Origin of the sequence: Gordonia terrae (assembly GCF_001698225.1) — a bacterium.
GTDB lineage: Bacteria > Actinomycetota > Actinomycetes > Mycobacteriales > Mycobacteriaceae > Gordonia > Gordonia terrae.
On record NZ_CP016594.1, the window covers coordinates 4,373,426 to 4,387,021 of the forward strand.

A 13,596-nucleotide genomic window follows, 5' to 3' on the forward strand; every position below is an offset into this window, starting at 1 on the left:
GCGGCGAGCTCCGCGTCGGTGAGCACCAGCAGCGGCGCGGCGTCGTCGATGATCGACTGCGCGCGGGCGACCGGTTGGGAGCGGTCGAGCGGCAGATACGCCGCCCCGGTCTTGAGGACGGCCAGCAGGGCCACGATCAGCTCGGTCCGGCGCGGGAGCGCCACGCCGACCAGGCGGCCCGGGCCGGCACCGGCCGCGCGGAGTCCGCCGGCCAGCGCGTCGGACTGCTCGTCGAGTTCGCGATAGGACAGCACTGCCCCGGTTGCGTCGCCGACCGCCGGACGGTCGGCATGGCGAGCGACGGCCGAACGGAAGAGTCCGGGCAACGAACCGAGGTCGGTGCTGCCGATGAGTTCCAGTGCACGCTCGCGGATGAGCGCGATCGCGCGCCGGGTGGCGTCGGCGATCTCGGCGGGCGCACGACCGGGGGCCGCCTCGGTCTGGGTGACCCCGGCGCCCACCGCGGCCTCGGTGTCGAGGCCCTGGGCGATGAAGACGCCGGCCGTCGCCGACACGCGCGCGTACAGCTCACCGAAGGTGACCGGGCCGGACACCGCCTCGTAGGCGGTCTCGGAAGGTGCAACGCCGGCCGAGAAGGCGATCAGGTGCAGTGTCGAAGGCCGCGAGCCCCAGGTGAGAGAGATGTTGGAGGCCGTTGAATCGACATCGGTCACGTCTGAGTCATTCCTTTGGTCGACTGCACTGCTTCGTTCCCGCGGGATCCGCCTCCGGACACGGCCCCGTCCAGTGTTCGCAGGGCGTTGGTGCGGAGATCGCCCAGCACGTCACCGAGCGCGTCGGGCCCCGACACCGCGAGGCCCGGCAACAGGCTCATCAGCGCGGTGGTGAGGGCCGAGTCCGGATCCGGGAGTGCGGCAGCCATCGCATCACTGATCGACGACAGCACCGCGAACGTTACCTCTGCCCCCTGGTGTGCGGCCGCGACGGCGTCGGGCGCGGCGGCCGTGGCCCGGGCGACCAGATCGGGGAGCGCGACCGCGAGTTCGGCGCCGGCGATCTCATCGGCCGCCACCTGCTCGGCGGCGGTCGCGATGTCGATGTCGCCCACCAGCACCTGCGGGTTCTCCGACACCTCCTCGAGGACGCGCAGATAGCGCTGCGCATAGGTCTCGACCGTGCTCTTGGTGAAGATGTCGGCGGCGTAGATCAACTGGCCCGTCATTGAATCAGCGTCCTTTGCTGCCGGTGCACCGAAATCGTCCGGGAACAACGTGAGCTGGAGATCCACCTTGGCTGGGGTCAACTGCTCGGATACCGGGGAAATCGTCATCGAGTCCATGTCGAGCGAGGGGATGGTGAAGTTCTGGTAGGCGAACATCACCTGATAGATCGGGTTGTAACTGGTGGGCGGAGAGGAGAGAACAGATGACACGATCGTATCGAACGCGATTTCGGCGTTCGCCATGTCGGCCAGATCCTCGTCGCGGACACGCTGCAGGAGCTCGGCGAACTTCTCCTCGTCCTGCAGCCGCGAGCGCAGGGCCAGCGTGTTGACGAACATCCCGACCACGCCGTCGAGTTCGGGCTGACCCCGCCCGGCGAACGGCGTGCCGATCACGATGTCGCGCTGGGTGGTCAGCCGGCTCAGCAACACCACCAGTGCGGTCTGCATCACCATGAACAGCGTCGCGTTGTGCTGGCGCGCGACCGCCTCGAGTTTGCGTACCAGGCCGCCGTCGATGTCGAACCGCACCTCGTCGCCGATGAAGGACGGGGTCCGCGGACGCGGCCGATCGGTGGGCAGCTCGAGCCGGGCCGGTGCGTTGCGGAGCCGGTCGGCCCAATACGCGAGCTGACGGTCCGCCTCGGTCGTCCCGTCGGGTCCGGTGACCGCGAGGGACTCCTGCTGCCACAGCGTGTAGTCCAGGTACTGCACCGCGAGCGGCGCCCACTCCGGCCGCCGGCCGGACACGCGCGCCGAGTACGCCGTCATCACGTCGGTGGCGAGCGGCAGCATCGAGGCGCCGTCGGCGGTGATGTGATGAACGACGAAGACCAGGATGTGTTCGGTGTCGGTGAGTCGCAGCAACGTCATCCGCAACGGCGGTGCGACGGTGACGTCGAAGCCGCGGCCGGTGAATTCGGCGATCACCGGTACCGGATCGCCGTCGACATCGACGACGCTGCGCTCGAGCAGGTCCAGCGCGGCATCCCGGTCGAGCACGACCTGCATCGGCTCGCCGTCGACGAGCGGGTACCGCGTCCGCATCGACTCGTGACGGTCGATGAGGTCTTCGATCGCGCCGCCGATCGCGTCGGTGTCCAGCTGTCCCGACAGCCGCAGCGCCATCGCCACGTTGTAGGCGGGCGATGCCGGGTCGGCGCGGTTGATCAGCCACATCCCGCGCTGCACGGCCGACAGCGGTGCGCGGTCGCCGTGCGTGCGCGCCGCCAGACGCGGACGGCGCGACGGGGTTCCGTGGTCGCTGGCGAAGGTCGCCATCGCCCGCACCGACGGGGCGTCGAAGACTGCGGCGACCGGGATGTCGACCTCCAGGTCGGCGGACAACCGGGCGGCGACCTTGGTCGCGCTCAGCGAGTTGCCGCCGAGGTCGAAGAACGATTCGGCAACACTGATCCGGTCCACGCCCAGGACATCGGCGAAGACCCGGGCGATCACCCGCTCGGTCTCGGTGCTCGCCGGCACGAATTCGGCGGTCTCGATCACCGGCGCGGGCAGCGCCTTGCGATCGACCTTGCCCGCCGAGTTCAGCGGCATGGTCGCCAGCGGCATCCAGATCGTCGGCACCATGAATTCCGGGACGGTCCCGTTCAGGTGCGACTGGGCGTCGGCCGGGGTGACGGAGTCCGGCGAGTAGTAGGCCACGAGGCTCTGCCCCGACGCGAGGTCGGCGACCGTCACCGCCGTGTGCACGATCCCCGGCACCGACATGAGCGCCGACTCGATCTCCCCGAGCTCCAGGCGCTGACCGCGCAACTTCACCTGGAAGTCGTTGCGGCCCAAGTACTCGATCTCCCCGACCGGACTCCACTTGCCGAGGTCGCCGGTGCGGTACAGACGCGATCCGGCCGGACCGTACGGGTCGGCGACGAAGCGTTCCGCGCTCAGCCGGCCCTGGGAGACGTACCCGCGGGCCAGCTGGACGCCGCCGAGGTAGATCTCGCCGGGCACACCGACCGGAAGGGGCCGCAACCGGTGATCGAGGATGTGGATGGTCGTGTTCGGCACCGGCCGCCCGATCGGCACGACCGTTTCCGAACCGCGGACGTTGTGTTCGGTGACATCGACGGCAGCCTCGGTCGGCCCGTACAGGTTGTGCAGCCCGACGGCGGGCAACGCGGTGCGCAGGCCGCCCGCGGTCGAGGCGGTCAGGGCCTCGCCCGAGGTGAACACCTGACGCAGCGAACTCAGTTCGGCGAGCCGGTCGGCGCCGACGACGTCGAGGAAGGTGGACAGCATCGACGGCACGAAGTGCAGCGTCGTGACGTCCTCGCCCTGGATGATGTCGACGAGGTAGGACGGGTCGCCGTGCCCGCCGGGCACCGCGACCACCAGCCGGGAGCCGGAGATGAAGGGCCAGAACAGCTCCCACACCGACACGTCGAACGTCACCGGCGTCTTCTGCAGCACCACGTCGCGCTGGGTGAGCGTGTAGTGCTCCTGCATCCAGTCGAGGCGGTTGACGATCGCGCGATGTGACACGACGACACCCTTGGGCCGCCCGGTGGAGCCGGACGTGAAGATCGTGTACGCGGCGTTCTCCGGGCCGAGGGGCACGCGTCGCTCGCCCGGCGCGAACACCTCGACCTGCGCGTCCGCTTCGGCCGAGGCGTCGACCACGGTGACGGTCACGCGGTCGGCGAGATCGTCCACGACGGCGGGGCGGGGTCCCGGCCCGACCAGGACGCGCCGGGTACCGGCGGTCTCGAGCATGTAGTCGGCACGGTCGACCGGCGCCTCGGTGTCCAGCGGCACGTACTGACCGCCGGCGAGCACGATCGCGTGCACCGCGACCAGCAGCTCCACCGACCGCGGGATGCACACGGCCACCGCGACATCCGGGCCGACGCCGTCGTCGACCAGCCGGCGCGCGAGAGCCGATGCCCGCGAAGCGAATTCGGCATAGGTGAGGTCACGGTCGGCGAAGACCAGTGCGACCGCGTCGGGGTCCTGCCGGTACCCGGCGAGCAGCGCGGACGCCAGATCGGGCGCGGTCAGCTCGCGCGGGGCGCCGCGTGACCACGCCCGGACCGTGTCCACCTCGGTCTCGGGAAACGCGAAGAGGTCGTCGACGCGCAACGAGCGGCCGGCGTCGTCGGTCTCGAGCGACCCGGCGATCGCGGCGAGTACGTCGTGGAGGTATCCGGCGAAGCGTTCCACGGTGGGTTCGTCGAAGAGATCCCGCGCGTATCCGAAGGCCACCGAGATCTGGCCCGCGTGGTCGCCGGTGTCGGAGTACTCGACGACGCTGAGCGACAGGTCGTACTTGGCGAACGGGGCGCGCGCGTCGATGAGGCTGATGCCCGCCTCGTCCTCGAAGAGCCGCTCGACCTGGTCGTGCTGCATCACCAGTTCCACCTGGAACAGCGGGGAATGCGCCGTGGAGCGGCGGGCACCCACCGCGTCGACGACCTGCTCGAACGGCACGTCGGCATTGCTGAGGGCCTGCGCGCGAGTGTGATTGGCCTCGTTGAGCAGCTTCGTCAGGTCGGTGTCGGGGTGCACCCGGGTGCGCAGCACGAGGGTGTTGACGAACATGCCGATCAGCTCGGTCAGCTCCGGCTCGTCCCGGCCGGCGATCGCGGTGCCGATCGCCACGTCGTCGCTGCCGCTGAGGCGCGACAGCACCACGGCGAGTGCGGCGTGGAAGATCGCGAACACGGTCACCCCGTGCTGGGCGGCCACCGCGTGCAGCCGGGCGACCGTCTCGGCGTCGAGAAGCGTGTCGACGTACCCGCCCGCGCCGGACGGGCGGATGGGCCGCGCCCGATCGGTCGGCAACGAGATCAGCTCGGGCATCCCCGAAAGCTCGGTGCGCCAGAAGTCGACCTGCGCCGACATCAGCGAGGTCTCGTCGGTGGCGTCCCCCAGGACCTCGCGCTGCCACAGCGCGTAGTCGGCGTACTGCACCGGCAGCGGGCGCCAGGCCGGCTCCCGGCGGGCGAGGCGCGCACCGTATGCCGTCAGGACGTCGGTGATCAGCGGACCGAGGGAGGCACCGTCGCCGACGATGTGGTGCATGACGACGATCAGGACGTGGTCAAGCGTCCCGTCGGGCGCCACGGCGCGGAAAAGTCGTGCGCGGACCGGATATTCATAGTTCAGGTCGAAGCCGGTCACAGCGAAGTCGGCGAGCCTGCGTTCGGTGTCCACCGGTGCCACGTCGACCACGTCGAACAGCCGGGCCGCGGCGGCGGCCTCGGCCGAGTGGATGAACTGGTAGGTCTCACCGTCCTCGTCCGGGAACGTCGTCCGCAACGGCTCGTGCCGCGCGATGACGTCGTCGATCGCGGCGGCCAGTGCGGCGGCATCGACGTCGGCGCCGAGCCGCACCGCCCCCGGGATGTTGTAGGCCGCCGACGTCGGATCCAGCCGGTTGATGAACCAGAGACGACGCTGACTGAACGCGAGCGGAATCCGATCCGGTCGCGGCTGCGGCACGAGTTCCGGCCGCCGCGTGGCGGCGTCATCGGCCACCGGTGTCGCGACTCCGATGATGTCCCCGAGGCTCTGACTCTCGAAGACATTGGCCAGCTTGATGTCCAGGCCGGCGACGGTGCGCAGGCGCGACGCCAGCCGAGCCGCGGTCAGCGAATCCGCCCCGAGCGCGAAGATGTTGTCCTGCAACCCGATCGGCTCGATGTCGAGCAGCTCTTCGACGATGGCGACCACTTCGCGCTCACGCGGGGTCGACGGCGCGACGTAGGCGACCCGCTCGTCGCGTGCGAACACCGGAGCGGGTAGCGCCTGCCGGTTCAGCTTGCCGTTCGCGGTGAGGGGCAGCTCGTCGATGAGCATGACGACGTCGGGCACCATGTAGCCGGGCACATGGGCGCGGACCTGCTCGCGGATCGCGGATTCGTCGAGCCCGCAGTCGGTTTCGACGACCGCATAGCCGATCAGTTTCGCCCCGCCGGCCGATGCCGCATCGGTCACGACCGCGGCCGACGCGGCGACCCCGTCGACCGCGCGCAACGCCGTCTCGACCTCACCGAGCTCGACCCGGAAGCCCCGCAACTGGACCTGGGTGTCGGCGCGGCCCAGGTACTGGACGTCGGTGCCGATACGCCGGCCGAGGTCGCCGGAGCGGTACATCCGCTCGCCGGTGCCGTTCAGATCGGCGACGAAGCGGGTGGCCGTGAGCCCACGGCGGTTGCGGTATCCCCGCGCGAGTTGCTCACCGACGACGTAGATCTCACCGACGGCACCCTCGGGGACCGGCTGCAGGCGGTTGTCGAGGACCCGCAGGCCCAACGAGTTCAGCGGGCGGCCGATGAGGCTGGCGCTCTCGCCGCGGACGAGATCGGGATCGAGCGGACGATAGGTGACGTGGACCGTCGTCTCGGTGATGCCGTACATGTTGACGAGTTCGATCTCGTCGCCGAACGACTCGTACCAGTTGTGCACCTCGTCGAAGCGCAGTTCCTCGCCGCCGAAGACGATGTAGCGCAACGCCAACGACGTCCCGGTGCGGCGTCGGACATCGGCGACGATGCTGAACGCCGACGGCGTGAGGGACGCCACCGTGATCTGCTCGTCGGCGAGCAGTTGCAGGAACTCAGCGGGCGCGCGGGCGACCATGCGGTCCACGATCACCGCACGTCCGCCGGTGAGCAGCGGACCGAAGATCTCCCACACGGAGAAGTCGAAGGCGTAGGAGTGGAAGACCGACCACACGTCCTCGGGCGTGAAGTCGAAGTCGGCCGCGGCCGCCTCGAGCAGCGTGGCCACATTGCGGTGCACGATCTCGACGCCCTTGGGCGCCCCGGTCGAGCCGGACGTGTAGATGACGTAGGCCGTCGCCTCGGGCGTCGCCGGCCCGCGCGGCACCGGGGCCGCCGCGACCTCCGGCGTCTGCGCCTCGGCGAGGAGCTGCCCGGTCTCGACGACCGCGCACTCCCCCGCCCATGTGGGCCGGTCGCCGTCGGAGACGACCAGGCATGCCGGCGCGGCGTCGTCGACGATGTGACGCAGCCGCTCCTCCGGGTTGCCGGTGTCCAACGGGAGATACCCCGCACCCGCCTTCAGCACGGCCAGCATGACGACCACGAGACTCGTGTCGCGCGCCGTTGCGACGCCCACCAGATCGCCCGCACCGATGCCCCGCGCGCTCAGCGACCGCGCCACCGCGTCCGAACGGCTCGCGAGTTCGGCGTAACTCAGCGTCACGCCGTCGGCATCGGAGACCGCTCCCCGGTGACGATGGGCGGTCGCGACCTCGTCGAACAACTCGACGAGGGTCGCCGTGCTCGTCCGCGGACGAGGCTGCGGAAGGGCCTCGAGCAACCGGTGATCGTCGTCCACGAGCAGGCCGACCTCGGCGACGGGGATGTCGAGAGCGGCGTCGGACAGGAACCGGTCGAGGAATGTCAGGAACCGACCGTGCAGCGCATCGAGTTCGGCCGGTGAGTACAGGTGCGGGTTGCCGTGCAGGTCCACGACGAGCGGGGCGCCGGGACTCGACTGGTACAGGTTGATCAGGAGATCTTCGAGGATGCCCGAGGTCAGGATCCGGTACTCCATGTCGGTGCCGTCGATGGCGACCTGTTCGTCGAAGAACACCATGTTGATGGTGGGTCCGAACGAGACCGAACTCTGGTCGAGACCGGCGTCACGCCGGATGTCGTCGGACCGGTATCGCTGGTGACGCAGTGCGCCGGTCAGCTCGAGCTGGGCGGTCTGGATCAGCTCGCGGACCGACCTCGACGCCACCTCGCGCAACCGGATCGGCAGGATGTTGGACACCATGCCACCGGAGATCTTGATCTTGGCGGTGGCCCGACCGGTGACCGGAAGACTCAGGACGATGTCGTCGTGGTTGCTCATCCGCGCGAGAAATGCACCGAATGCGGACGTCATCAGAACGGCCAGGGAACTGTTCAGCTCGCCGGCGAGGGTCTCGTACCGACGCTGCCGTTCCGGATCGAGCGCGGCGCTCGAGACGACGTTGTCGAAGGAGAGCGACCCGGTGCTGCCGGCCTTCGACAGCGTCACCCGCTCCGGCAGATCCGCGACGCGCTCGAGCCAGTGCGCACGGTCGGTCTCGCGCCGGGTGCTGCCCTGGTAGGCCTCTTCGTACTCGACGATCCCGGCCATCGTGGCCGGCGCCTTGTCGCGCGGCTCCTCGCCCCGCCGGAGCGCGTTGTAGCGGTCGACGGTCCGACGCATGATCGACAACGCGGCATAGCCGTCGATGATGATGTGGTGGGCACGGTTGTACCAGAACGTGCGCTCGTCGGAGATCAGCAGGATCGAGACGATGATGAACTGGTCGTTGAGGAGATCGACGGGTTGCCGGTACTCGGCCTGCATCCACGCCGTCGCGGCCGCAACCGGGTCCGGCTCGGACCGGAAGTCCAGGATGTCGACGGTCTGATCGAAGTCGACATCGACGTACTGCATCGGGATGCCGTCGATCTCGGTCAGACGGACGAACGGCGACTCGACGAGCTTGCCCACGTCGACACAGCACTGGGCGAACAGTTCGACGTCGAGTCCGCCCGGCGCGTGGCGGATGTCCACGTACTGAGCGATGTTGACCGAGTACTCCGACGACAGCGACTCGGCGAACCACATGCCGCGTTGCGCCGCGGTGAGCGGAAGGACCTGAACGGTCTCGTCCACGTCACCCGGCGTATCAGCACGGTAATCGGCGATTGCCACGTCCTCTGAACACTCCCTCGCTAGTCCTGCAGTCGATTAGACCTCACGACACTGCCGTTGGTAATCGTTCAGACCCTCCACATCGGACGCCGACACAGAATCTCCATGCTATTTCACGCGAGGGGGTCTCATGAAACCGGGATGCAGGGCCAGCCTCTGTGAATGCCATCGCCGTACCCACCTTCCTTGTTACGCCCGCCGGCGTGCCCGCGCGCGGTGACCTGCCCGCGCCCGCGTACCGCCATCCGCCGCTCACAAGCCGCTGACCAGCATCGATGCCCCACCGAGGGGTGACGGCCCGATCGGCATCGGCCGCATCGGGGCCATATCGGGTGTCATTCGTTACCCCGACGGTATGGGATCGGTTCGTGGTCATCGATCCCTCGCGGCTTTCCGATAACCGCGAAGAGCCGGATAAATGGAAATGACCAGAATCAGCACGGTCCAAACAGCGACTTTCGTGAGATTCTCCGCAAGTGGTCCGCCCGCGGCCAACGCTCGCATCGTCTCGATCGCCGGGGTCATCGGCTGATTCGCCACGATCGGTTGCAGCCATCCCGGATAAGCACTGATCGGGGAGAATCCGGAGTTGAAGAACATCAGCAGACTCGAGGCCAGACCGAGATACGGCACGATCGGCGCACCCGGGCGCGCGCTGACGGCGAGTGCGAGCGTCAGGGTCGCGAAGGCGGTGCCGTACGCGAGAGCGACCAGCACGAGCCCGATCGCCGGACCCAGACCCTGCGTGAACCGGAAACCGATGAGATGGCCGGCCGCGAGGAGGATGAGCGTCGTCACCAGGATGCGCACCAGTTCCGACATCACCCGCGAGGTGAGGTCCGCCGCCCGGTGGATCGGCAGCACATACAGCCGGGCGAGCAGCCCGGTCGCCCGTTCCCGATTCAGGCGGGTCGCCGAGGCGATCGAACCGAACATCGCGCCGACGAGGATCACCAGCGGCACTGTGCCGTAGGCACTGTTCTGACCCGTCGCCGAGCCGATCGCGTCGCCGAGCACGACCTTGAACATCAGCATGCTCAGCGCCGGGAAGAGCAGTGCCTGCATCAGCGTCGGGACATCGCGGACGAACACCACGATCTGCCGGCCCGCCAGCGGGAGACTCTGCCGCCACCATGCCCGGAACGACGACTCCGTCGGCACATCGGTGGCCGCGCTCGTCAGGAAATGCCGCTGAGCGGTCTGTTCCCCGGTGGAGACGCCCGCCCCGGCGGCGCTCATCAGCGGGTCCTCCGCGTGCTGACGGCCAGCAACAGCAACGCGGTCGCGGCCAGCCCCGCACACCACCACAACGACGGCTGCAACTGGTGCCAGGTCGCGGTGCCGGCGTCGAGAGCGCGCATCGAATCGGCGAACTGCGAGATGGGCTGGTTGCGCACGAACGGCTGAATCCACTCCGGGAACTGCTCGAGCGGTACGAATCCGGTGGACATCATGCCGAGGATCAGCGTCGGCAGCGCCAGGGCCTGGCTGGTGGCCTCCGGGCTGCCGGCGACGAGCCCGAGACCGTCGGCCGCCCACGAGAACAGGGCTCCGATCAGGAAGGCCAGACCGAACAAGCCGACGGTGCCCCAGAGTCCACCTCCCGGACGCCATTCGATGATCAGACAGGCGACGGCAGCACAGGTGAGCGAGATCACCAGCAGCACACCGTTGGTCGCGGTCCGCGCCAGCATCGGGATCACCGGCGACATCGGCATCACCCGAAAGCGGGTGTTGATCCCCTGTACGCCGTCGAAGGCCGCGCGCATCGCCGCCGAGGACGCGGCGAAGTTCACCGACTGCAGCACGATGATCGGCATCAGGAACTGGCCGTAGTTGATGCCGGGTGCGACCTCGACGATGCTGCGCAACGGGAGATAGAAGCAGACCGCGAGGAAGGCCGGCGAGATGAAGGCGAAGATGACCTCGCCGCCGCGGAACACCTTCGAGATCCCGCGCCCGGACAGCGCCCACCACTGCTGTAGGGGTCGCACCCGCGGCTCGATCAGCGCGGTCGTCGCCGATCCCGACGTCGACCCCGATCGCAGTACGTCAGAAGTCGTCATGTCAGGTGGAACTCCGGTCCCGCCGTGGATCGGTCAACGCCAGGAACACCTCGTCCAGCGAAGGCCGACGCATCGCGACGTCGGAGAGCGGGATACCCGCGGATGCCGTGCGGCGGATGACCTCGACGAGGGTCTCCGGACCATCGGGCGCCGGCACCGCGACGAAGTGGTCGTCGGCGTTCTGCACGTGGTCGCCGATGAGGTCGGCCAGGGTCTCGCGAAGTCGGGCGCGGTCGGCGGGATCGGTGGGCGTGACCTCGCAGTAGGCCGCACCGGTCGACGCCTTGAGTTCGTCGGAGGTTCCCTCGGCGATGACCCGGCCCTTGTCGATCACGACGATGTTGTCGGACAGGACGTCGGCCTCTTCGAGGTACTGGGTGGTCAGCAGGATGGTGACACCGGAATCGCGGAGTTTCTCGACCAGCGACCACACCTCCAGCCTGCTGCGCGGATCCAGTCCCGTGGTCGGCTCGTCGAGGAACACGATCCTGGGCGCGGTGACCAGCCCGCAGGCGATGTCGATCCGGCGGCGCATACCGCCCGAGTACTCGCGGACGCGTTTGCCGCCGACATCGGTGAGCGAGAACGCATCGAGCAGTTCGTCGGCGCGCGTCCGAGCGGCCGTCTTGTCGAGGCCGAGGAGCCTGCCGAACAAGACCAGGTTCTCGCGGCCGGTCAGCGCCTCGTCGAGTGCGGCGAACTGGCCGGTGAGCATGATCGACTTCCGGACCGACGCCGCGTCGTGCGCGACGTCGTGGCCGTTGACGGTGGCGCTCCCGCCGTCGGGTTTGAGCAGGGTGCAGAGCATGTTCACCGTCGTGGTCTTGCCGGCGCCGTTGGGACCGAGCAACGCGACGATGCTGCCCGCGGGGACGGTGAAACTCACGTCCTCTACCGCGACCATGTCCTTGAACTTCTTGTGCAGGTTCCTTGCCTCGATGGCGACGGCTGCGGAGTCACCACGCGCCGGTTCCCGCACGGGTTCCGGAACCGGGATCGCGACCGTCTGCGACTCTGACCCCTCGATCGGGGTGGTCTGCCACTGCGGAACCACCTGTCCCGGTGCGCCGTTCGGTGAGGGCTGGATGAGTTGTCCGTTTCGTTCGACGGGCGGGCGCGGCGCGGACGGGGCCGAGTATGCGCGCGCGGCCGCCGACGGACCCTGCGGTGAGTCGGCGGCTGTCCCGTCCGCGGGCGCGACCGTCACATGGCCGTTGGGCGAGGACTCGCCCGACTCGACATCGTCGTCGACGGTGGCGGCGGAGGGGTTAGAGCGCTCGGCGCGCCAGCGTCGCAGTTGTTCCTCGACCGGGTCCGGCAGCACGAACGGATCTTCGGGCAGCGGCTCGAGAGGCGCATCCTGCCGTTGGTGACGCGGCGCGTAGGAGGCGACGGACGGTCGCTGACCACTGGCCTCGGACATGTCTTCCTCTACGCGTCGACAACAGGGCGGCACATGGACAGCCGGAGCGTCGCACGTCGTCGGCCATCAATGGGACGGCGACAAGGATCTGACGCTAGGCATCCACGACAACAAACTTACGCACGAATCAGAGTTCCCGACGAATTTGACTCGGTCTGTCCTCCACGAATATGTCGCGCGCTCGGGGTCGGATGGTTACGCCCGGTCCGGGACAGTCGGATGACGTGGCCTTTCGCGGCCTCCGCCGTGTCCGATGCACACCTGGGGTGTATCGAGCGACCGACGACACGACGCGACCGCGTCCACATCCGGGCCGACATCGACTACGGCACCCACCACCGCACACGCTCTGGAAGAGTGTTCCCATGACCACCACTTCCCCCGAGCGCGAGGTCCTCACCTGGGAGCTCAACGGCGTGGCCTGCCGCGAACTCGCCCAGCAGGTCGCCGACGACGCATTCGTCCCGGACATCATCCTCGGCATCGCCCGCGGCGGCCTGATCCCGGCCGGCGCTCTCGCCTATGCACTCGACTGCAAGCTGATGATCTCGCTGAACGTCGAGTTCTACACCGGGGTCGGCGAGACGCTGTCCGAACCGGTGATGCTGCCGTCGCTTCTCGAATCGAGCGGCCTCACCGATCAGCGGGTTCTCGTCGTCGACGATGTGGCCGACACCGGCAAGACCCTCAAACTGGTCAACGACTTCTGCCAGGAGCAGGGTAGGGTCGCCGAGGTGCGCAATGCGGTGCTCTACAAGAAGCCCCACACCATCACGGTGCCCGACTACACCTGGCGGACCACCGACAAGTGGATCAACTTCCCCTGGTCCGTGCAGGGCCCGATCGTGGCGGTGCAGCGATGACCGCGGACAAGACCGGCGCCGAGACCACGGTGCGCGACAACCCCGCCGAACGCCGGTACGACATCCACGTCGACGCGCCCGGCGGTGAGGCCTTGGCCGGATTCGCCGAATACCGCGACCGTGTCTCCGGCACCCAGGACGCCCCGACGACCGCGCGGGTGTTCTTCCACACCGAGGTCGACCCCGAGTTCGGCGGACGCGGCCTCGCGACGATCCTGGTGCGCGAAGCCCTCGACGACGCCCGCGCACGCGACCTCACGATCGTGGGTGTGTGTCCGCTGGTGGCCGCGTTCCTCGAGAAACACCCGGAGTACGCCGACGCCACCGCACCGGTGACACCCGCCGTCCTCGAATGGTTGCGGAGCGGCGCCGCCTGAC

The 13,596-nt window shown here is 68.7% G+C and carries 7 protein-coding genes (1 of these 7 running past the window's edge); 2 read left to right on the top strand and 5 right to left on the bottom strand.

Annotated features, from left to right (window positions below; translation table 11 throughout):
* From BCM27_RS19385 to BCM27_RS26120, 5 genes are all read right to left on the bottom strand, one after another.
* On the bottom strand, positions 1 to 674 hold the beginning of the coding sequence (locus tag BCM27_RS19385) for a non-ribosomal peptide synthetase (RefSeq protein ID WP_004020537.1). It extends 39,571 nt beyond the left edge of the window; only the first 674 of its 40,245 coding nucleotides appear in the window; its start codon is at positions 672 to 674; the stop codon falls past the left edge of the window.
* Complete coding sequence (locus BCM27_RS19390) at positions 671 to 8,866, bottom strand: amino acid adenylation domain-containing protein (protein ID WP_004020538.1); 8,196 nt, start codon at positions 8,864 to 8,866, stop codon at positions 671 to 673. Before BCM27_RS19390 ends, BCM27_RS19385 begins: the two co-directional genes overlap by 4 nt.
* Before the next feature lie 372 nt (positions 8,867 to 9,238).
* Complete coding sequence (locus BCM27_RS19395; RefSeq protein WP_004020539.1) at positions 9,239 to 10,105, bottom strand: ABC transporter permease; 867 nt, start codon at positions 10,103 to 10,105, stop codon at positions 9,239 to 9,241.
* Positions 10,105 to 10,932, bottom strand: a complete 828-nt coding sequence (locus tag BCM27_RS19400) for an ABC transporter permease (RefSeq protein ID WP_004020540.1) — start codon at positions 10,930 to 10,932, stop codon at positions 10,105 to 10,107. The genes BCM27_RS19395 and BCM27_RS19400 overlap by 1 nt, the downstream gene beginning before the upstream one ends.
* Position 10,933: 1 nt before the next feature.
* Complete coding sequence (locus BCM27_RS26120; protein ID WP_004020541.1) at positions 10,934 to 12,355, bottom strand: ATP-binding cassette domain-containing protein; 1,422 nt, start codon at positions 12,353 to 12,355, stop codon at positions 10,934 to 10,936.
* 365 nt (positions 12,356 to 12,720) lie between these two features.
* On the opposite strand from BCM27_RS26120, the gene BCM27_RS19410 reads away from it, so the two are divergent.
* Together BCM27_RS19410 and BCM27_RS19415 are read left to right on the top strand one after the other, a co-directional pair.
* Positions 12,721 to 13,218 carry a phosphoribosyltransferase gene (locus BCM27_RS19410; RefSeq protein WP_004020542.1) on the top strand — a complete coding sequence of 166 codons (498 nt, stop codon included), beginning with the start codon at positions 12,721 to 12,723 and terminating at the stop codon, positions 13,216 to 13,218.
* The gene (locus BCM27_RS19415; protein ID WP_004020543.1) at positions 13,215 to 13,595 is read left to right on the top strand and encodes a GNAT family N-acetyltransferase; all 381 of its coding nucleotides are present in this window, start codon (positions 13,215 to 13,217) and stop codon (positions 13,593 to 13,595) included. Before BCM27_RS19410 ends, BCM27_RS19415 begins: the two co-directional genes overlap by 4 nt.
* Position 13,596 lies beyond the last annotated feature (1 nt).